Origin of the sequence: Microbacterium sp. NPDC076768 (genome assembly GCF_040687205.1) — a bacterium.
Taxonomy (GTDB): Bacteria; Actinomycetota; Actinomycetes; order Actinomycetales; family Microbacteriaceae; genus Microbacterium.
The window spans coordinates 1,039,499-1,060,001 of record NZ_JBFBMU010000001.1 but is presented as its reverse complement, the minus strand read 5'-3'; the positions used below and the strand labels follow the sequence as shown (position 1 = coordinate 1,060,001).

Below are 20,503 nucleotides of genomic sequence, written 5' to 3'. Positions count from 1 at the left end.
CCCTGGCGGCAGAATCCACGAAGCCGAGCTCGAGGAGAGGGCACAGTGAACGGACGAAGCGTCTCCGCGGCTGCTACGGAGGCGGCTGAAGAATGCGGGTGTGCACCCACGCCCGCCGAACGCGACTCGTTCTGGAAGCTGAGTGTTACTCGACGTGGCGCTTTCGGGCTCGGCGCCCTCGGCGTCGCTGCATTCGCTGCGTTCGGTATCGGCTCCGGCGTTTCAGCTGCGTACGCTGCGTCGTACCCGAGTTGGGACGATGTGCAACGCGCCAAGAACAGCGAAGCTGCCAAGGCTGCCGAGATCACCCGGATCGAAGGGCTGATCCAGTCCTTGACGCAGAAAGTCGCCGAGACTCAGGCTGCCGCCGATACAGCCTCCGACGAATTCTATGCAGCTCAGCAGGAATACTTCGCTGCGATCACGGAAGCCGAGAGCCTGCAGGCGCAAGCGGACGAACAATCAGCGATTGCCGAAGCCTCTGCGCGCAGGGCCGGTCAAGTTGCGACACAGCTGTACCGCAACGGTGGAGACGACTCAGCACTTCAACTGTTCTTCTCCGGTTCCGCGGCCAACGCCGATGAGCTCTTGTCCCGCCTGGGCACCATGGACAAGCTGCTCGAGTACAACCGATCGGTCTACGATGACGCAATCTCCGCGCGCGATACCGCCCAATCGCTCACCGATCAGGCGAAGGTCGCCCGCGACGAACGGGACCGACTGCAGCAGGTCGCAGAGCAGAAGATGATTGCCGCACAAGAAGCGGCCGACGCCGCACAAGCCGCCCTCGACGAGCAGGCCGCGAACCTCGAGACGATGCAGGCGCAGCTCGCCGCCCTGAAAGACACCACCACGCAGACGGTCGCTGGCTATCAGGCGGGTGTGGCCGCGCGCGAGGCCGAAGAGAGAGCCCGTCGCGAACGCGAGGCCGCCGAAGCAGCAGCCAACGGTGGCGGAAACGGTGGCGGGGGAGGCTCCGCCGGAAGCGGCGGGTGGGTTCGGCCACACGGAGGCGGCCGAAGTTCAAGCTACGGTCCTCGGACCCCAATCTGCGGTTCGCAGGGCTGCTCCTCGAGCTACCACTACGGCGCGGACATGGCCAACGGCTGCGGGGCGGCGATCTACGCCGCCAACTCCGGAACCGTGGACTACGCCGGCGCCAACGGCAACTATGGCAACTACGTCCGAATCCAACACGGCGGGGGCGTCAGCACCGGTTACGCGCACATCAAACCCGGTGGCATCGCCGTCGGCCGGGGGCAGTGGGTCAATTCCGGCCAGGTCATCGCCTACGCGGGTGACACTGGACGATCCTTCGGTTGCCATCTGCATTTCGAGGTCTACATCAACGGTGGTTACACCAACCCCGTCCGATTCATGGAAGACCGCGGCGTTTATATCTAAGGCTCCGAAACAGGATCACGAAGTGGCGCCGTCGACATGAGCAGTTGGGTGGAGAGGGCTGCTCCAGTCGTCACTCCCGACATCCCTGCTAGGGATCTCAGAGCGGGAGGATGACGCTGCCCATCACCGCCGTCAGCCGCGACATGATGTCGGTCCACAGCCCGGTCACCATCAGGAGGCCGAGGACGATTAGGAGGATACCGCCGCAGACATTCAGCACCCGGATGTGACGGCGGAGGAACTCGACCGTCTTCGCCGCCCAACCGAACCCGAACGCGACCAACAGAAACGGGATGCCCAGGCCGAGCGAATACGCGAGTCCGAGGAAGCCGGCCCGGACAGGGTCGCCGGCGTTGAACGAAAGCGCGATGATCGCGGCAAGCGTCGGACCCATACACGGTGCCCAGCCGATACCGAGTGCCACTCCAAGTAGCGGCGCCCCGACGACTCCGGCCCGGGAGCCGACGTGGAAGCGGACCTCCCGCTGGGCGAAACTGAACAACCCGAGGAAGACAAGCCCCATCAGGATGATGACGGCGCCGAGGATGCGCGTGACCAGGTCACCCCAGCGCAGGAAGAACACGCCAGCCGTGCCGCCCAGCGCAGTGATGAGAACAAAGACGACACTGAAGCCGAGGATGAACAGAAGCACGCCAACCACGAGCTGACGGCGCTCAGGCGCGACTGCGTTCGTCGCGTCACCCTTCGTCCGCGGCGCGACCGCTCCACCGAGGAAGCCGAGGTAGCCGGGGACCAGTGGGAGCACGCAGGGCGACAAGAACGACACGAGGCCAGCGAGCATCGCCACGGGGACTGCGAGCCAAAGCGCACCGGACCCGATGATGGTGTCGGCGTTCACGGTGTCTCCGCTAGGGCGTCCTTGACGAGCGTCGAAAGGATCGAGGTGCCGTCGATGGGTCCGATGATGCGGGCGGCGACACGGCCCTGTCTGTCGAGCACGAGAGTCGTCGGCGTCGCCTGGATCGGCACAGCCTCGGAGAAAGCGAGTTTCGCCTCGGCCGTGGTCACGTCGATCAGGCTCGGGTAGGTGATGCCGAACTCGTCAGAGAAAGCTCGGGCAGTGTCGGCCTGGTCGCGGGTGTTGATGCCGATGAAAGCTACATCCTCGCCGCCGTATTCCTGCCAGACGCTTTCGAGATCCTTCGCCTCGATGCGGCACGGCGCGCACCCCGCGTACCAGAAGTTCACCACCGTGACCTTGCCGGCGTTGTCCGCACTGTCGAAATCATCACCAGTTTCAGTAATGCCGCTGAAGTCGACCGGTTCGCTCCGCTCGGCGATCGGGATCTCGACGATCGCGCCGTCGGCGGCCACATACCCGGTGTTCTCACCCTTGAGGAAGGAATCGCTGACGGGATCCGGCGCACACCCGCTCAGACCGATCGCGAACACCGCAGCGAGCATGACTCCGACCGCACCACGAACGGTACGAAAGCGTGGGTCTCGAGGCACATTCGCACTGTACGCAGATCCCCTATGCGTCCGCCGAACCACGCCACCGCACTGTCGAAATCGCTTGCCGCTTCCGACGCTTCTCCAGAGCTAGTTGATGTGTAGGCGACCTCGGCGTTGCTGACACAGGTGTCGGTCCCGGAAGACCGTGTGACAACATCCGCGAGAATCCGCCACCTTTCATGAGAACAGCGACAGGTTTCGTGAGAATGCGACAGGTTTCGTGAGAAACGACAATAGTGGCTGTCCGATCTCACGAAAGTTGTCGGTTGGTGGGCCGCTACTCCCCTCTGCCACGCAAGACGGCGCGCCTAGGCATCGTCAGCGCCGATTCCAGCCGTGCCCCCAACGCTGCCTCCGTCACTTGGGAGCAGAGCGGAAGTGATTGGCCCATTTGGAGCGCTGGCGTGTACATCGAGCGCGGCGACGTACCGCGGTGTGAAATCGCCATCCACGTCGCTGTCATCCCACTCGAATAGCCGTACGCGCAGCGTGTTCGAGAGTCTGCCCATCAGCACGGACAGCGGAAAGGGGCATCTCAGCAGCAGGTCGACCGCCGCGTTGCCATGCCGAGCGGAAAGCTGACGTACGAGTGCCATCGCCTCTGCGGCGATGCTGCCTGCATCGGCCGGGTCGATGAGGCCTCCATTCGCGTACGCAATCGTGGCGCTCGCGACGTACTCGCCGACGTGGTCGTCGAGGAATCGCAGCGGCGCAGCGTCGCTCCGGGTAGGTAGCAGGTCGACGTACGCGACGACTCGCGGACGGCCCCCGACCGTGGACTCAGCATCCACCGCGTCGAAGGTGAGCTGAGGCACTGCGGGCACGGCGGCCTCGGTCGTGCTCGCCCATTCGGCGTCGCGCTGGTCGATGACCGTGATGCTGCCGACGCGTGACGACGGTAGCGCGGCTCCGAGCGCGAACCCGACCGAAAAGTGTCCGCCGCCGGAGATGCGGACATTCCGCGCCCCGGTCGTGACGACTGCGTCCGGAAGAAGCGTGAGGGCTCGCCGCAGGTCGTCGAGACCCTCTGCGCAGGGGAGGCGCTCGTGGGATGAGCGTCGGACCCGCACGTCGAGCTGCGCGCCCGTACGGTCGTATACCTGCCCGATATTGCGGGTTTGAACCGTGAGCTCGAAGTACCCGTTCGCCTCCACGATTGCACGGTGCTGTGCCATGCGGTGCGCGACGGCCGCTCGGACAATCTCGAAGAGCCCGTCATCGGTTACGGGGTTTTGGTTGATCCCTTCCAGTTCGCGACGCACGCGTTCGAGGAGCCTGTCTGGTGCGCTGTAGTCGACCTTGCCCGGTGAGCGCTCAATGGCGTTCGCGACCAGCAGTTGGAATCGATTGTCGCCGCGATTTAGCCTGATGAGTGCGGGCGCCTCAATGGACTTCACAACGGGGCTGTTTGCGATGTCGGGCGTGATGACCACTACGCCGCCGGACAACCTGTCGGCCAGTGCTTGCTCCAGACGGTCCGCGGTATCGCCGGGCGGGAGGTCGTCGACGTCCCGCCACACGGGGATCCCCGCCGCGCGCAGCAACCATCCGAGCGAGGAGACGGTCTTCGTTCCGTCTGACTGTCGGTACGAAAGGAACAGGGGACCTCGGACGTCGATGTCGTCGTCATTGACAGGAATGTTCATGATGCCTCGGTTAACTGGTCGTGTCGGTTTGATGTGCAGGTAGAGGAAGGTCACCGGTTGGAATCATGCGGCAGGGCACGATGCGGGTGCCGCGCGCCATAGACATGTCCAGCGCATAGGTTGTGCCGCGGTGGCGAGCAACCAGCAGCAGTACTGAGCGACGCATCGCCAGAGACGTCGTGCGAGTAGTGAGGAGGTCTGTGCGGCTTGCCGGCACGTCGGCGGGATGGGAATGCCAGTCGCCGATATAGCCGAGACGCGCGTCGGCTCGACGTGCGTCGCGAACCGCACGCTGAGTGACGCCGCGCGGGAGGATGAACTGGGCAGGGCCTCGTCCTGGCGAATCGAACGTCCGGACTTCGGTCACCCAGGGGGAGTCGCCTGCTGTCACGCCAATCAGGATGCCGCCGGTTTCGAGAGGGTGAGAGTGGGCGGCGCTAACCCGCAGCCGTTCCAGGGCCGATTCCGACACGTACACGATCGGCTCCGCGATCATGGCGCCGCCGTAGGGAATCTGTGTTCACCGACGACATCGAACGGTGCTTCGTCGAGGGGGCGGAGTATGGTCACTGCATCTGCGGTGCGCCCAGCCCGGCCGAGCAGGAGGTCGAGGCAGGCCAGCGTTGTTTCGGACGCAGCACGCAGGACGCTTGCCGGAGCCGCATTGTGCACAAGCGCAGTGCAGCCGAGCTCGAGGAACCCGAACGCTTCTGATTCGTCGCCAGGCGGGATGGGTGGAAACTCAGGCGCGGTCCGCTGCATGAGCGGCACATCTTCATCCGTCTGGCGTTGAACGCGGAAAGCGTCGCCGCCGCGTGCGAGAGACGCGCTGATGAGCGGCACGTTCGTCTCATCGCAGGCCGAAGCGATAGCCAGTGTGGCGGCGAAGACCCCTGTGCAGTCAACGACGAGGTCGACGTCGCGCAATAAAGGAACAATGTCGTCCGGCCGAAGCGGAACGTCCTCGTGCATTGTCGGCCTGCACCAGGGCGCGACGTCCTCGATGTAGAGGCTCGTGAACCCTGCTTTCGAGTGCCCGACGGAGTGGGAAAGCAGGATGTGGCGCACCAAGTTGGTGGAGCGCATGCTGTCGTTGTCGTGGAGACGGAGACGTCCGACGCCACTAGTTGCCAACGTGCGCGCAACCTGGCTGCCGAGCGCTCCGACGCCAGCGATGAGGACACGCTTGCCGCGCAACTGAGGAGCGTCGGGTCCCGCACGACGGAGGCGGCTCTCGGTATCCGAGGGGGAGGTGGGATTGGCGAACGCCGCCAGCGTGCCCTCCGCGCCGGTGAAGGTGAGCACGAGCGCCTCGTACTGGTCATACTTTGGCCAAGCTAGGACCGCGAAGTCGTAGCCGCCGCTCGGTTGATTCTCTCTCGCGTCACGTCGCCGCTGGAGACCGTTGTCGAGGTTGCTGCGCTGCCGAGGTGTCAATGCGGCTCGGAAGTCGTCAAGCGAGCGCGGGGTCTCGAGCGCGGCGTCTCGGAAGAAGACCGGCCCTGAGAGCAGGTAGTTCTCGGCGGGCCGCCGGCTGAGTGTCAGCACCCCGTCGGCACGTCCATGGACCACATGGGTCTTTCCGTTGCGTGGCGTGTCGAACAGTGTCGGGATATCCAGTTCGGCAGCGAGGGAGGCGCGCCCGGGGAACATCACCCACGCATCGAGAGCGCGGTCTTCCGGTCGAAAGTCTTGGGCCGCGCTCGCTGCCCAAGCTCCCAGTCGCTCCAAGTACACGCCCCAGGTTTGCGCAACGACCTGCGCCGGGTCATCGTCGGCCCAAAGGCAGATGTATCCCGTGTCGGGCATGACATGGTCAGACACGAACCCGGGAACATGGCCGCGTACCGCTAGCGCCGGCCACCCGTCCGGGAAGGACAGCCGCATCTCAGTGAGGTCGGTCAGCGGGCGAAGCGCCTCCGGCAATGGGCCCACCCATCGTGCCTGATGCGTCCCAGGCACTGGGCTGAACCCGGCCATAACCAGTTCCGCACAGAAGGCCTCAAACGCGGGTTGGCTGTATACGAAGGGCGGTCTCATCGCAGCGCGAAACCGCGAGCGCGTGTCGGCCCGTTGGCGCTCACGGCGGCTACTGCCGGCACGGGCACACCACTCCCGCTGCAGCCGTCAGGAAGCGGGAACACCTGACCGCGGTCGTTCGTGCCGAGGATGTTCCGCCAGGTCTTCGCTGCCGCGCACGGAGTCGCTCGAAGTGCCTCCTCTGCATCAGCCGCGAGCGCACCGAACGTCCGGCTCGCATGCAGGCAGTCAGAAGTCTCGAGTGCAGGCTTGAGCGGCGTGCGGAGAATCGGATCTAGGAGCCCGTCGCCCGCCGCCGTCAAAAAGATGCGGGATACCTCGTAAAGCGAGGACGCGAACAGCTCGGCCCATGAATCGCCGGTCACACGTCCGTTCTGCCACGCCTCGTACACAGCTACCTCGACATAGAGTCCGCCTGGCTTGGCTTCGCCAAGATGCACATGGCGAACCTGTCGCAACAGCCTCACGATCGGCTTGTATGCGTTCCGACCGTTGACGACGGGGCTCTTGTCGCTCGTCGACAGCGCCTGCGAGGCCTCACCGAAAGCAACAGGGTTCGTTCGAACCCAGCGATCGGCTTCGTTCTGCCACGTCGAGCGGTCACGATTGGGGATAGCCCAGTCTCTGCCCCACGGAACAGCCGGTACAGCGTCCACGCTGAACGCGAGGTCAGCCTGCGCATTCGGGGAGGCGAAATCGACCTTCAGGCTGCGCGGCTGCGGGGTCACCCGACCGCCGTCGTCGACATGTCCGTACTCGGCCAGGAGGACCCTGGACACTTCGTCGTAGACGACTGCAGGGTCGAAGGCGATGCCCAGGTTGAGGAACCGAAGGAAGATGTCCACGTCCTTGCCGGGGTATCGGGCAGTCTGGCGACCATAGGACCCAATGAGAAGCGGTGTTATGTCCCAGCTCTTCAGCGTGGCGTCTGCTTCAAGAAGCTCACGCACCTCGGTGTGCGCGGCGATGGCGCGCCGTTCTTTGTCGTCACTGATAGTGACGTTGCTGACGGCAGTGGTGAACTGCGTCGGAAGGGTTTCCATTCGGGTCTCCTCGGGTCGGGAAGAGGACGTGCACGCTTCAATGTACGACCTGCATCAGACATCAGCGCCGATGCGCGTGCAATCGACTCTCCAGTCGGCGTCGTGCATCCGTCTCGCGGCGCGTGCGGCGGTCATTCTCGGCGGGGCCCGTGGATTCACCGTTGACCAGACAGTGCATGAAATGCTTCGTGAGAATCCGACAAACCACGTGAGGACGAGCAGGTGTGTCCGACCACACGACAGTGGTCACGAAACGAGACGCGAGAGCCGCGAATGACGCGGTAGCTGTGAGTTGCGGCGGGGGCGTTTGTCTAACGAAGTTGTCAGAATCTGCGCAACGCGGATTCCCCACTTCCGGACGCTAGCCGACGGCGATGGCGCGATTCACGAGATGGATGAAGACCTCGATGTTCACGAAGTAGTTCGGGTAAGCCTGTTGCAATTTGCTCGCGTCATCGACGGATACAAGCACGACGTCCCGGAACGGGTTGCTCCGAGTGCGCGTTTCCAGGTCGGCGTACGCATTGGTCGCCGCCTCGTCGTCGGAGTACCCGACCATCTCGAGCGTTCCATCATCCAAGTCAAGGTCGAGGAGGATGTACTTCCCGTCCTCGGCGGTAGATCTCTGGATGACTTGCTTGAAGCTAGCTAAACGCGCTGTCACCTCGTGCACTGCATCGATATCTTCCAAGCGTTGTCGGCGCTCTTCTCGCGCCGTAGGGGTCCCTGGCACGAGAGGCATTCCTTCGAGCTCGGCGATCTCCGAGCTCATCAACGCGAAGAACTCCCGCCACCAGTTCTCGCCGGTCCCGAACTTCAAGTTTTGGCCGGAGAACAGGTCGACGGTCTCGACTGCCGTCGCCCAAAAATGCTGCAGCCGAGTTCGCAGCTGGATCTCGATCCGGTAGGAGTCCCAGGGTGTTGGTTGACGCGTGCCCTACGCGTATGCAATGTGAACCGAACGATACCCGTCGTCCTTCGGCATCGATAAATAGTCGTCGTGCTGCTTCAAAACGTGGTTGCCCGGTCTGCTCAACAGCAGTTTCTCGACCGCACGGACCTGGTCGACGTCCGCGAGCACGGCGCGCACTCCACCGAGGTCTTGCATCGTGTCGAGTTGGCTGTTCTCGAAGCGAGCGAGCTTTCGTTCGATCGACGGGAGGCGCTTCAGCCTCTGCGCGACTAGAGCGTCTCCATCGCCTCTGGTGTAGTTCCGTACCCGCACCTGCCAAGTGTTCATCGGATACTGGTGTGCAGAGCGCCACGCTTTTGCGAGTTCTCGGGCTTCCGACTTTTGCTCGACGGACGCACTAGGTGACCGAAGAACCTCGCCCGCGCGACGCACTGATTTCTTGGAACCTGTGTATTGGGGCCACTCTCTGGTCATGGGTGAACTGTATTCCGTGAACTGCGCTCGAACGAAGCAACAGTCGTCCTACGAATGAACCCGTCGACCACGAGGTTCCTGTCTCTATAGCGAAGCAGCAGCTGCGCGCAGCCCTCGGCAACGAGCACGACCCACCCAGACAGCGGGTGAGCCAGTCCCCGCTGCTGTTGCCGATGGCGTGCAACTGCGCGTGGCGGCTATCGCCTCCTCCGCGACCGTCATACTCCATGCGAGGAGAGACTCGCGCCTGAGCCACGATGCTCCTAGGCTCGCGCTATGGCCACCTCGGAGCCCCCCATTTGTCACACCAAGACGGCCGAACACCAAGCCCGTCCGACAACGCAACCTCACGCAGAGATGTCTGATCGTGAATAGGCGCTCTCATCAGCGCACTGCACTGCTTGCGCTCGATGTCGATGGCACAATCTCCAGGATCTACCGCGAGGAAGAGCGCGCGCTGCATCAGAACGATGAAGGCTGGCGTTCCTGGATGACGGTCGACGATGACCTGGTGGACGCACTTGACGACCTCGCCCAGCGACCCGGCGTGCAGGTCGCCTGGCTGACGACGTGGCCGCGTGATCAGGTCGGCTGGTTGATCCGCGAGCCGTTGCGAGGCAAGCTCATCGGCCCGTACGTGCCTTGGCAGAACTGGCCCAAGCGTGGATGGCGGACGGCGAGCCTGATCTCGCACATTCGGCAGACGAGCCCGAACGCAGTCGTGTGGGCAGACGATCAAGCTCCCGAGGACGCTGAGCAACGGCTAACCGCAATGACGGAGGTCCCATCGCTGGTCGTCCGCCCCGACAAGTTCGTGGGCGTCACCCTTGACGATATTGGGCGAATTGATCAGTTTCTAGCCGAGCAGCTCGGACTCTGAACACCCGCCGGGCACTGCGGGCTTCATTCGGCGGCTTCCTCAGCCTTGGCACGAGCGTGAGAAGCGCAGAGTGCCCACACCCACATTCGGATCGTGTAGGTCCTCGCCGGCGCCCCGCATTCTTCGCAGGTCGTCGTGCTCTCCCACTCAGCGGCGAGGATGGCTTCGCTGAACTCGTTGTTGTAGTCGTAGACGTCTTCGGATGCCCGAGCGTAAAAGCTCAGAGAGCCGAACTTTGATTTGACCTGCTGAACGACGTAGCCCGGAGCGATCGCCGCGAGCTTTCTGTCAAGCCGGTCGAGAAGCGGGTACCAGCCGGAACTCACATCGATGAGCTGAGGCCAGCCAGGTTCGATACGAGCAATGATCCGCCGAAGCCCCGGCGGAGCGTTCTCAGTCATATCGTCCCCTCCTGATCGACGTTCTACGCTCTAGACGACTCGAACGGGCTAGTGGTGGCTCACGGGTACCTCGGCTCGATGGGAGCCTACGTACCTTCGTTCGTTTCGTCAGCCACCTCCAGCGGCTCCGCAAGCAGGACCAGTGTGGAATGCTTCGAACCGTTACGGGCAACTAGGGACGCTCGGGACTGTTGCCGCAGTCGAGAATGCTCACGGAACGCGCGCCCTACGCGCAGACTGCGCATCACGGCCCTGTCGAAGCTAATCATTCCTCGACGACGCCACTCGATAGCGGCGTGACCTCGAAATCCCGTGACCGCCCGTCGGCGCTCCATGAACTCGAGTTCTGGGAAAGGACCCGGCAATCCACCGGTGTCGGGCAGCAGGTGGGTGAAGAGTTCGGCGAACGTCGGACCGAGGCCCGTGCGGCGTCGAGTCTGCGCGATGAAGATGGCGGCAGCCAGTGCCCATTCCTCCGCGGTGTCATCGCCGGTGAACTCTTCGAACATGTACACCCATTCTGTAGGCGGCGGACTCGTGATGTCCTGCCACCAGATCGGGAACGCCTCACACATGACGCACACCATCACATTTCGCGGTCGCATGCACGGGCCGATCCCGCGGCGCGACCGCCAGTCACCGGGATGGGCAGCACACGTGCAGGGAGTAGCGGAGCAATCCGACGAAGATGATGATTGTTTCGTATGGCCTCCCAAATTATGCCATGCCGATTAGGCCAAACATGAGCGCCCGGATCTAGACGCTTGGAAGGTGCGCCAGCGGAACGACGACTTGGAAGCAGATTGGGCTGCGTTCGCGCAGCGCTTCGCCACTTCCCTTCGCACTGCTCGCCACAAAGCCAATCTGAGCCAGGAAGACGTGGCCTACCGCGCCGGGCTGACCCGGTACACGTATCAGAAGTACGAGAAGGGCGAATCACGCCCCGGCCACTCGGCTAACCCGACGTTGCGAACTCTCCTGGCTCTCACCCAGGTGCTCGGCATCACCTTGACCGATCTGGTCCCGGGGAACGCTCCCGATCTTCGAAGTCGCTGAGCGCTGTTCAGTCCCCTGCGTGACCCACGGTGCATCGTCAGCCCAGCCGGGAACGATGCGCCGGGATACGACCCGAGATGCAGGTGCCGCACGCACAGCACGCTCCACGATGTCCGCTCTTCTGCCGGAGCGCGTGACGTGGCGCAGGAGAACCGCTTTCTCACGGTAGGACGCTTCCGCGACCCCCTTCTCAAATGGCGTTTTCGATACCGTCGCCCCGCTCGATTTCGGCATTCGGATCGCGGTGTACATCGCGGCGCGGTGAACCGCTACGACCGTGGCTGCGGTCGATTCCAGTTCCGCCGTCCGGCTTCCACCTCCAATGCCTACGACGAGCCCGATAAGCCCTTCGACCTGCTGGGAGTCGCTCTCGGCGAGTGCAAACAAGCTGAGCGTGACGTCAGGGTGCGTTAGCGTCACGAGCAGGTCAACTGCCGGCGCATACGAGCACGAGGCTCGGAGCCAGCGCGCGTCAGGTCGCTCTTGCCAGCTGTCGATGATCAAGCGCAGGGCAAGGTCGTATTCGCCCGTGTGCATCGTCACCCCGCGTCTCCAAAGGATTCCTGAAATCGACTGTTCGGCGCGATGGCACGCCGACGGGGTGGACAGGAGTTCATCTTCACCGAGGAAGTGCCATCGACGGTGGCGAATGCAAAACCCACCTCCCCTACTGAACACCTCAGTCGGGTTTCCGTCGCTGCATACCAAGCACGCGGAGCGAGCGCGATCAACAACTTCGCACGTGGCGCAGCGTCGAAGCATCCACCGAACGTGGTGGCAGCGCCGATACAGACGGAAGCGTGCGCGCTCCTTGGCGAAGTATCCGGGAGGCAGCGCACCGATTGCCTCAGTCGCAGATGTGAATCGAGCGTTGGTCGAGCTCGACCTGTTGGCACCAACCGTCCGCTCCAAATAGTGGGTGAGCGCGCTGAGATCGAGCGAGTTGGCGACGGCCAACCTAGCTAGGAAACCGGTAGGCGTCTCCCCGGGCAGCGGAATCACACGACAGGGAAAAGTTCGCATGCCTACCTCGACCTCAGTTCCACACGATGGTTCAGCACATGCGCCCTGATCGCCTTGACCCTCGGAAGCATGCGCCTGGCAGCGGGCGTAAGCACGCAGCCGCCTTGCGTAGCGACCGCGGACCTGCCGATCCAGAGTTCCCGTCCCTGAATCCTCAGGCTGTCGAAGATGCCGTCCACGGCGCGATGCCCTAGAGAGTGCGCGGCGACTACGCGATCGAACAGCATTGCCAGTGCGTACCCACCGAGACCCTGCGACATCAGAACGTTCGCGAGACGAGCGTCAGTGAGCCGCGCAGTGAGCGCGATTCGCCGCGGAAATTGAGGAATCTCGTCATCCAGAAGTTCAGCTGCGCACCCACCTTCGAGATTTCGCAGTCGCAGCAACTCCGCGGCCGCATCAACTTCGGGTGACCGATACGGCACACCTCGAAGAGTGAGAGTTCCATTCAGCAGGCGTTGCGCGAGCAGGTGCTTGTGCCTCCCCGGCAGGGGAATATCTCGACCGCTTCCGTGCCACCTCCGGTGTCGCACGCAGACCGGACCGTGCATACGCGCGACTGTGACCTGATCGCCTCCGGCGCACCGTCTGCAGAGAGCCACAGCTGCCGGAATCATGCGACAACTCGGGCATTCGACTTGACGCGTGGCGCCACCATGTCCACAGGCGCGACCGCCGGCTTCGCGGAACAATGCACCATCCGGAAGCCCACCTAACGCCTCGATCTTCCAGAGGGCGCTTCTCGGTGTCACCCGAATTGGGAGGGTTCGATCCTCGCGTCGCAACGCCAACCAGAGGTCCTTTTCGCCGATTGCATTTGCGGCGCAAAGCCGCGCCCAGTAGCTCGCCGCCGTTTCCCCCGGATACAGGCGAACGGAAATCGGAAGCCCGAGACGCGAGGTCATGCCGCACTCGCAGGCGTTCGCGATCGTCGCGGCTTGCTTGTGTGGAGCGTTGCGGCCGTCTGACGGCGGGCAAGGTCGCGTTCGAATGCGGCCGCATCGAGCTTCTCGGTTCCGTCGTCCATCGCGCTCAGGGCAGCGAACTGCAAGAGGTCCTTGAGCAGTCCGATCTCCCCGCCCGTCAGCGCGTGCAGTGTCGGCGCCGCGGACAGAATCGATCCTGGCCGTTGCTCTGCTAGACACAGTGAGCTCTCCATGGCGAGAAGCAGATCACCCCAGCGAGCCTTCTCCGCGGTCGAGATCAAAGGAAATGGTAAGGCCACGTGCACTTCGAATCGCTTCCCGATCTGCCCACCACGTGAGCCGTCGAGAAGTCCGGTCCCCTCAACTGCGATTCCGGCGTAGACGAACGTGCCTCCACATCGCTCAGAAAGCTGCTTGAGCATGTCGGATGCCTCGACGTTCTGCCGGTACTTCAGATCGAGGTGATGCACGTCATCGACCAAGACGAGTTCGGTGGAGCATCTGCGCAGGGCGTTCGAGACCGCTTCCAGCAGGTCCCCGTAGGTCATCCTGCCGAGAACCGGGAGACCAAGGAATCGGGCGAACTCATGCATCAGAGCTTTGGCTGAGCACTGGGCGGGTACCGCGACATACACGACTGGGAGCATGCCCGGCCCCGCAGCCGGGTGGCCGGTGTCTCGCCGCCTGCGTTCGTGTGCTCTACCGATCTCGACTAGCGAAGTGGTCTTGCCCTGGCCTGGCTCCCCCGAGAGGATCAGGCCTAGCTTCCCGACTCGTCGGTAGGCGTTGAGTATGACGCGATCCCGAACGGCTCGCTGGAAGGCTTCGAACTGCGGTGTCCGCACGAAGGCGCCTGCCTGCGAGTATTGAGCTCGTCCCTGGTTGTATAACGCGCGGTCCCCGAAGCTCATGGCCCGAAGCTCCTCGGATGTGACCGGCGCCGGGCGCTCATACGCGGTGTCAACGTGCTCGCGCCAGCCTTCCTTGGTCGCGATCTCGATCATTCGTCGATCCTCCGCCGCACCTCGTCGAGCCTGTCTCCGATGAGAGGGAAGCCACCGCTGTTAGGCCATTCCTCGGTAGAGGTGGTCTCGATGGACGAGTTGTCACCGTCAGCAGGTCGTTTCTCGTCCTCGATGCTCTTCACACTGGTGAAGTTCATCGGATCTTCAGCGATCGCTGCCAATCGAGCGCGCTCTCGCCCGCTTCGCTTCTGACCGTTGCTTCGAGGGGCTGGATTCCCTTGACCGGCGAACGCCTTGATCGCCATCGCAAGCTCGCGACGTTCAGCATCGAGCTCAGCGACATCACCGGAGCGCGACGTGCGGGCGTACCGCCAGACATCACCCAGCATCGGGAGTTCATGGACCTGATTGGACCATCTCAGAGGGATGAACTCGCCGTCCCGCTCGAGCCAGACGACGTGCAGATTGTAGGGGTCTACGCGGATCGGCCATCGGCCGTTCCGCGCTTTGTCAGGAGACTTGCGCCTCCACAGGCCTTTGAGCCGCTCGGAGTTGTAGACGCGGTTATCGATGCGCACGCCGTAGCGGTTCAGAACTCGGTAGTCCACAGGTAGCAGCGCGATGTAGTCGTCTCGCGTCAGCGGTACGTGGAGTTCGGGCACGTAAGCACGGAACGCGCGACACATCTCGTTCGGCGACAACTTGATACGCGGATGCAACGGGTCCCGCAGTCCGTCATGCGGACGATTCTGCCACTCGACCGCGATCCAGTCCTCTAGGAGCTCCTGGGCCTGTGCGATCGTCAGTAATTCGTCGGATTCCGTGTCTGTGTCGCGACCGCGATGTTCGACGCTGCGGCCGACATATCCCTTCACGTGCTGCAGCAGCATTGAGTTGATTGCCCCGAACGCTCGCTCTACGTGCGGTTTGTCCGTTGGTGTGTGCGGCGCCGAGGTGATCAGCGAGATATTCAAGGTTTCACACGCAGCGCGGAAATGCCGCGACAAATAGTTTCGTCCGCGGTCGGTGGTGATCGTGTCGGGAAACACATACGGCTGCGCGAGACGCAATCGCTCAAATCGCTCCTGATCGATCAGTTGATCGTCAGCCCATGCCGTCGAAATCAGCTGTCGGGTCTCGCGAACCCCTTCCATACGCCGGCCATAGGGCACCAGGGCCCGTGCAAGGACAGCCACCAGGTCGACGCTCTTCGTCCCTTCGGGGCGCAGCATCGCGGCAAGAATCGAGCGAGTTGCGACGTCAAGGAGAATCGTCAGTTCGGGCCGGCCGACGGTTTCGTCATCGATCCGCAACATGACATCGATCCGCGTGGAGTCCATCTCGACCAGTTCGCCGGGACGCAGTGCGGTGCGAGTGCCGAATGTGCCGTCGGGTTGAAGCGCAAGCGACTCGCGAGTCTTGGCCGAACCGAAGGTGAATTGCCCGTGCTCGTCTGCTTCGAGAAGTCGGAAGAACGTCGCTCGGCTCGGCAGCTTCACCGCATCGCCGTGGAGACGTTCGACGCGCCTCATGATTTGTTCGATCGCTGTAGTTCGACTCACAGTCGAGGCGCGGCTCTTTCCTCCGAGTACGTGGTTGATGGCCTCGACGAGGCGTGGATCCCATGTGCTCTTGCGTGGGGAGCCTTTGCCTGCAGTGGTCGTCCCCTGCTCTCGGAACGCTTTAAGCCGACGCTCCACGGCGCGCGTGGAGACAGTTCTACTTAGGCGCACCTCCAGCCACTCGCGCTCTGCTTCAACAGCCTTCCCGACCCCGATCTCTTCTCGGGTCGCCTCGATGCGTATGCACGATTGCAGCCACGGATCCATGTCCGGCGTGATGTCCTGCACCTGCAGAGAAAGGTTCAGCAGACCTGAAGTGTCGCTAGGCACCGGTGTTGCATCATGTCGAAGCTCGTCGAGAGCGACTTCGACCTCACTTCCGTCCTCATCTCGGAGCATCGCCGAATCCTTCTCAATAAACAAGACCGAGAACTTGCGTTGACGCCACGTGAGCGACCCGCCAACTACAACGCGCATCACACGCTCCTTTGCCACACGATCGTTCTGATGTTGAGGGCTTGATCGAGATCTGCCTCGAGCGCCCCTGACCAGAGGTGCGCGTAGCAGTGTGCGAAGCCCTCGGATCCGACACCGAGCAGCGCAGCTACCTCAGCCAGGGGTAGCCCATCTTCTGGGAGCATTGGCAGTTCTTCGCTGCTCGCCCAGTCTCGGAACGGGCCCAGGAATCGGAGGTTGGCCTCGCGGACTACCGATTCCGCGTCATAGACGACATACCGCCAGCCGCGCTCAGCGGCGAACACCGCTGTCATGTCGAACTGTCTTCTGACGTCGTCCTTGATCTGAGTCGCCGGCTTGACGTCCATCAGCACGGCGTGCCCGTCGTCCAGACGCACGAAGTAGTCCGGGCAGTGCTCGCGCGGGCCGTCGGGCGTGGTCCATCGGATCCACATGGGCTGGCTGGCGATCGCAACCACGCCCGGGGTGCGGTCCAATTCGATGAGGCAGCCCCGCTCCGTCAGCGACTCGAATCCGACAGACGCGCCAAGCGCTCCCATCCAGTGGTAGCCGTCGTAATGCCGCTTGAGCCGCCAACTGGGAAAGTTCCGAACGGGATCGCCTCGTTCGAAGGGCACGCTGTCGCAGTCGACGGCGTCAAGTTCTAATTGCACGCCATCGAGACGGTACTCAACGCGAGCTCGCGTCCGGTTCGCTTCAGTGGTGGGAGGAACAGGCCACTGCTGAGTCAGGTCCATAGGGATCCAATCGACATCGACGGATACTTCCTATTCGGCAGTCAGCCTCTCTCCCGGGGAGCGGTACTGGCCTATGTCCTGAGCCCTGACAAAGATGCCCCAACTGGGGATCTGCTCACGGGCAGACTATGTCCGGCACCCAACGAGGCTGGTCGACACGCCGCTCTTCCGACACGTCTAGTGAGACTCCGACACTTTCGTGAGACTCTCCGACAGCCTTCGTGAGACTCCGACACTTTTCGTGAGATCGGACAGGACAGTTCGTGTCCGTCGCGAAAATTTCCGTGACCAAACCGTTGCATTCGTTACCTCGCCGTTATACAGTGATCACACGGTGAATGTTTGCTGTGGCATCCACCGCATGTGATTGCAGGACACTCTTGGTGCAAGGGGCAAGGGCCGGTCGGGAGCCTCTCCGACCGGCCCTTTACTGTTCCCACTATTCTGTGAGGATGACCGATCGCAAACTCGCGCTGGAGGCCTGGGAGTCTCTCTTCCGTGCGCAGCACGAGTTGTTCGCCGAGATGTCAGCCGACTTCGAAGAGAGCGAACTCTCGCAAGCGGAGTACGACGTTCTTCTCACCGTCACCCGCTCCCCCGAGATGACTTCGCGTTTGCGCGATGTCACGGGGAATATGTTGATCAGCCAGCCCAGCGTCTCGCGGTTGGTCGACCGCATGGTCACTCGCGGGCTGGTTACCAAATGTGCAGACCCCGACGATGGCCGAGGTGCGCTGATCAGTGCCACCGAGAGCGGTGCACGCATCTTCCGCTCCATCGCCACGGTGCACGGGCGCTCGATCGCTGAGCGTATGTCGCGCCTCACTGACGATGAGCTGCAGACCCTGCTCGATCTCGCAGAGAAGCTTCGCGCGCGCTAGCTCCCCCTCTCGTTCGGAGGAGTTCTCCCCTTATGGAGGAGGGCTGAGAACAAGTTCTCCTCCCGAGTCCAAAATCTCCTCCCTGAACCGACCACGAGCCGAATAAATCTGACAGGGTAGACCCACACGCCTGCGCTTTTGCAGGCACTTCAGACCGCCCCCTCGGGGGGAACCAGGGAGGTCACCCATGGAGCTTGCCGGAATCGTCGGCATCCTCGTCATCATCGGCATCGGCGTCGTCATCGCCATTGTCGTCTTGCTGATCCTGTTGCTCTTCGCACGCAGTTGGATCAAGGTCGCTCGAGCCGACGAGGCCCTCGTCATCTCAGGGCGCAAGCAGAAGGTGCAACGCGCAGTCATTTCGGCTGACGGATCGAGCACATCCGAAATGTCGGAGTCGCCCGTTACAGTCATCGTGAACGGCAAGTCGCTCGTCAACCCGATCACGCAACGCCACGAGATCATCTCGCTGCGCTCACGCCAAGTGACCCTCAACGCCGAAGCACAGTCGCTCGACAGCGTCACGCTGAACGTCGACGGAGTCGCCATCGTAAAGATCGGCTCAGACCCGATCTTGGTGCGCCGTGCCGCGGAGCGTTTCGCATCGCAAGACGCCGCCATCGAGCAGTTCACCACCGAGCAGCTTGAAGGTGCCCTGCGAGGTATCGTCGCGACGCTCTCGGTTGTCGAGCTGATGCGCGAGCGCAAGAAGTTCTCCGACCAGATTGCCGCCGAAGTTTCGCAAGAGCTGGCCGAACAGGGTCTGATCCTTGACTCGTTCCAGATCAAGGGCATCACCGATGCGGTGGGCTACATCCAGTCGCTTGGTGCTCCCGAAATCCAGGCAAAGCGTCAGTCCGCAGAGATTTCGCAGACGAACGCTGACCGTGCGATTAACCAGAAGAACATCGCCAACAAGGAAGCCAACCTGATCGAGCAGACCGCGCTCGACACCAACACGGCTAACTCGGACTCCGGAATTGGTCGGGCTCGCGCTGAAGCCGAGCAGGCCGAGGCTTTGGCCCGCGCACAGGCAGAGCAGGGCGTTCTGCATCAGCTGGCCGAGAACAAGCAGGCTCAGCTCGACGCCGACGTGAAGCGCGTTGCCGACGCGCAACGCTACGAAGCAGAGACCCGGGCGCAGGCTGAGCTGTACACGCGTGAGCGTTCAGCAGAAGCCGCCGCCATCGAGCAGGTCAAGCAGGCCGAGGCCCGCACCCGCATCGCCGAACAGCAGGCGCAGGCCGATAAGGCTCGCGCCAACGGTGAGGCAGAAGCCGCAATCGCGAAGGCGACGGGTGAGGCAAACGCTTTGCGTGCGCAGGCAGAGGCAGAGGCAGAGGCTCGTCGCCTTCGAGCCAATGCAGAGGCCGACGCGATCCGTGCCGAAGGTGACGCTCGCGCCGCCTCGCTCGAAGCAGAAGCCAAGGCCATTGCCTCCAACCAAGATGCCTTCCTGTCGCAGCGTGTGCTGGAGGTTCTGCCGTCGATCATGGCCGAGTTCTCCAAGGGGTACGCCGCGATCGGCAACGTCTCGATCATTGGCGGCTCGGGCGACGATGGCGCTTCCCAGGTCGTCGGCGCCGACAGCGCCAAGGCGCTGGCATCGGTATTCGACAGTGTGCACTCGGCCACTGGCCTCGACCTTGCGGGCATCATTCAAGGCCAGGCCGTCGGTCGCGGCTTTGGTGCAGGAGTCGCGGAAGCCTCGGCTGCCGCCGCTCCAGCTCCCGCCGCAGCCGCACCGGCTACACCGCCGCCTGCAGCTGCGGATCCGGCAGCAGAGTAGTCACCCAGATACAGCGGATGCCGCGGCCGATTCGGTCGCGGCATCCGCTGTTTTGTTGCGGTGTCAGTCGAGCAGGTGGCGCAAGTATCGATCAGGATGCCGAAGGAATGAACTCCAGTGGTTCACGATCTCCAGGTCCTGCCACTCTGCCCTACGCAGGCCCCACTCCCCCACTTCGAGGATCTTCGCGCCAGGCAGTGCGGCCAGGACCGGAGAGTGGGTGGCGCAGAGAACCTGGCCGCCCTCATCCGCGACTCTGCGCAGCACAGCGATAAGCGCGAGTGTGGAGTCGAACGAAAGTGCGGCTTCCGGCTCGTCGAGGCAGTAAAACCCCGGGTCGTCGAATCGACTCTGAAGCAATGCGAGAAAAGACTCCCCGTGACTCATCTCGTGGAACGAAACATCGCCCCCACCTGTCGACTCAAGATAGGTGTAGAACGAGTGCATCGTTTCTGCGCGCAGAAAGAAACCCCAACGGTTCGCCCCCACGCCGCGTTGCAGCTGCAACCAGTCTGACAACGGCGACTCCGTGGCACGTGTGGTGTGGCGCGCGTGACGAGAACCACCCTCAGGAGAAAGTCCATAGGCGATCGCGATGCCCTCGACCAGAGTGGATTTACCGCTTCCGTTCTCACCAACAAGGAACGTCACGCCTGGATCGAGATCGATCCCTTCCCTCAGCAGTTGGGCGACAGCGGGAATGTTCGTGGGCCACTGAGTACTCGGAGTGGGAGCGTCGATACTCGGACGCACCGCTACGACGGGCTGCTGCCGTCGTCGACGCGAACTCGGCTCCCAGATCGACTCCAT

At 63.0% G+C, this 20,503-nt stretch carries 21 protein-coding genes; 5 read left to right on the top strand and 16 right to left on the bottom strand.

All coding sequences use genetic code 11. The features are described 5' to 3' along the window. Nucleotides 1-45 precede the first annotated feature (45 nt). Complete coding sequence (locus AB0O87_RS05240) at nucleotides 46-1,404, top strand: M23 family metallopeptidase (protein ID WP_363512377.1); 1,359 nt, start codon at nucleotides 46-48, stop codon at nucleotides 1,402-1,404. A 97-nt stretch (nucleotides 1,405-1,501) separates the two neighbouring features. On the opposite strand, the gene AB0O87_RS05235 is transcribed toward AB0O87_RS05240, so the two are convergent. The 8 genes from AB0O87_RS05235 to AB0O87_RS05200 all read right to left on the bottom strand — a co-directional run bounded on the left by AB0O87_RS05235 (nucleotide 1,502) and on the right by AB0O87_RS05200 (nucleotide 8,849). Continuing rightward, nucleotides 1,502-2,263, bottom strand: a complete 762-nt coding sequence (locus tag AB0O87_RS05235) for a cytochrome c biogenesis CcdA family protein (protein ID WP_045278969.1) — start codon at nucleotides 2,261-2,263, stop codon at nucleotides 1,502-1,504. Next, complete coding sequence (locus tag AB0O87_RS05230; protein WP_058631462.1) at nucleotides 2,260-2,829, bottom strand: TlpA disulfide reductase family protein; 570 nt, start codon at nucleotides 2,827-2,829, stop codon at nucleotides 2,260-2,262. Before AB0O87_RS05230 ends, AB0O87_RS05235 begins: the two co-directional genes overlap by 4 nt. Nucleotides 2,830-3,188: 359 nt before the next feature. Continuing rightward, complete coding sequence (locus AB0O87_RS05225) at nucleotides 3,189-4,526, bottom strand: SAVED domain-containing protein (RefSeq protein ID WP_127481842.1); 1,338 nt, start codon at nucleotides 4,524-4,526, stop codon at nucleotides 3,189-3,191. Nucleotides 4,527-4,536: 10 nt separating this feature from the next. Then, on the bottom strand, nucleotides 4,537-5,022 hold the full coding sequence (locus AB0O87_RS05220) for a Mov34/MPN/PAD-1 family protein (RefSeq protein WP_082682572.1): 486 nt from the start codon (nucleotides 5,020-5,022) through the stop codon (nucleotides 4,537-4,539). Beyond that, entirely contained in the window at nucleotides 5,019-6,461 is a 1,443-nt protein-coding gene (locus AB0O87_RS05215; protein WP_058631464.1) for a ThiF family adenylyltransferase, read from the bottom strand. Before AB0O87_RS05215 ends, AB0O87_RS05220 begins: the two co-directional genes overlap by 4 nt. A gap of 101 nt (nucleotides 6,462-6,562) precedes the next feature. After that, complete coding sequence (locus AB0O87_RS05210) at nucleotides 6,563-7,609, bottom strand: nucleotidyltransferase (protein WP_058631465.1); 1,047 nt, start codon at nucleotides 7,607-7,609, stop codon at nucleotides 6,563-6,565. 361 nt (nucleotides 7,610-7,970) lie between these two features. Beyond that, nucleotides 7,971-8,429, bottom strand: a complete 459-nt coding sequence (locus tag AB0O87_RS05205) for a hypothetical protein (RefSeq protein ID WP_363512374.1) — start codon at nucleotides 8,427-8,429, stop codon at nucleotides 7,971-7,973. Nucleotides 8,430-8,546: 117 nt separating this feature from the next. Then, entirely contained in the window at nucleotides 8,547-8,849 is a 303-nt protein-coding gene (locus tag AB0O87_RS05200; RefSeq protein WP_363512372.1) for a RelA/SpoT domain-containing protein, read from the bottom strand. A gap of 514 nt (nucleotides 8,850-9,363) precedes the next feature. On the opposite strand from AB0O87_RS05200, the gene AB0O87_RS05195 reads away from it, so the two are divergent. Continuing rightward, complete coding sequence (locus AB0O87_RS05195) at nucleotides 9,364-9,876, top strand: HAD domain-containing protein (protein WP_127481839.1); 513 nt, start codon at nucleotides 9,364-9,366, stop codon at nucleotides 9,874-9,876. Between the two features lie 23 nt (nucleotides 9,877-9,899). On the opposite strand, the gene AB0O87_RS05190 is transcribed toward AB0O87_RS05195, so the two are convergent. Beyond that, a complete protein-coding gene (locus AB0O87_RS05190; protein ID WP_058631468.1) occupies nucleotides 9,900-10,277 on the bottom strand; it encodes a hypothetical protein in 378 nt (125 codons plus the stop codon). A gap of 86 nt (nucleotides 10,278-10,363) precedes the next feature. Beyond that, the gene (locus AB0O87_RS05185) at nucleotides 10,364-10,852 is read right to left on the bottom strand and encodes a hypothetical protein (protein ID WP_363512369.1); all 489 of its coding nucleotides are present in this window, start codon (nucleotides 10,850-10,852) and stop codon (nucleotides 10,364-10,366) included. Between the two features lie 196 nt (nucleotides 10,853-11,048). On the opposite strand from AB0O87_RS05185, the gene AB0O87_RS05180 reads away from it, so the two are divergent. After that, nucleotides 11,049-11,333, top strand: coding sequence for a helix-turn-helix transcriptional regulator (locus AB0O87_RS05180; protein ID WP_205802387.1), 285 nt, complete (start codon nucleotides 11,049-11,051; stop codon nucleotides 11,331-11,333). Here AB0O87_RS05180 and AB0O87_RS05175 read toward each other — a convergent pair. The 5 genes from AB0O87_RS05175 to AB0O87_RS05155 form a co-directional block, all read right to left on the bottom strand. After that, the gene (locus tag AB0O87_RS05175) at nucleotides 11,214-11,876 is read right to left on the bottom strand and encodes a hypothetical protein (protein ID WP_164743609.1); all 663 of its coding nucleotides are present in this window, start codon (nucleotides 11,874-11,876) and stop codon (nucleotides 11,214-11,216) included. The two genes, AB0O87_RS05180 and AB0O87_RS05175, sit on opposite strands and share 120 nt — an antisense overlap. A 482-nt stretch (nucleotides 11,877-12,358) precedes the next feature. Continuing rightward, nucleotides 12,359-13,261, bottom strand: a complete 903-nt coding sequence (locus AB0O87_RS05170; protein WP_363512367.1) for a TniQ family protein — start codon at nucleotides 13,259-13,261, stop codon at nucleotides 12,359-12,361. Continuing rightward, on the bottom strand, nucleotides 13,258-14,286 hold the full coding sequence (locus AB0O87_RS05165) for an ATP-binding protein (protein ID WP_363512365.1): 1,029 nt from the start codon (nucleotides 14,284-14,286) through the stop codon (nucleotides 13,258-13,260). Before AB0O87_RS05165 ends, AB0O87_RS05170 begins: the two co-directional genes overlap by 4 nt. Further along, complete coding sequence (locus AB0O87_RS05160; RefSeq protein WP_082682575.1) at nucleotides 14,283-16,286, bottom strand: Mu transposase C-terminal domain-containing protein; 2,004 nt, start codon at nucleotides 16,284-16,286, stop codon at nucleotides 14,283-14,285. Before AB0O87_RS05160 ends, AB0O87_RS05165 begins: the two co-directional genes overlap by 4 nt. Continuing rightward, a complete protein-coding gene (locus AB0O87_RS05155) occupies nucleotides 16,286-17,023 on the bottom strand; it encodes a TnsA-like heteromeric transposase endonuclease subunit (RefSeq protein WP_058631474.1) in 738 nt (245 codons plus the stop codon). The genes AB0O87_RS05160 and AB0O87_RS05155 overlap by 1 nt, the downstream gene beginning before the upstream one ends. Before the next feature lie 452 nt (nucleotides 17,024-17,475). On the opposite strand from AB0O87_RS05155, the gene AB0O87_RS05150 reads away from it, so the two are divergent. Continuing rightward, the gene (locus tag AB0O87_RS05150; protein ID WP_363512362.1) at nucleotides 17,476-17,904 is read left to right on the top strand and encodes a MarR family transcriptional regulator; all 429 of its coding nucleotides are present in this window, start codon (nucleotides 17,476-17,478) and stop codon (nucleotides 17,902-17,904) included. A gap of 187 nt (nucleotides 17,905-18,091) precedes the next feature. Continuing rightward, a complete protein-coding gene (locus AB0O87_RS05145; protein ID WP_363512360.1) occupies nucleotides 18,092-19,693 on the top strand; it encodes an SPFH domain-containing protein in 1,602 nt (533 codons plus the stop codon). 63 nt (nucleotides 19,694-19,756) lie between these two features. Here the strand turns inward: AB0O87_RS05145 and AB0O87_RS05140 are convergent, their stop codons facing one another. Continuing rightward, entirely contained in the window at nucleotides 19,757-20,503 is a 747-nt protein-coding gene (locus AB0O87_RS05140; protein ID WP_363512358.1) for an AAA family ATPase, read from the bottom strand.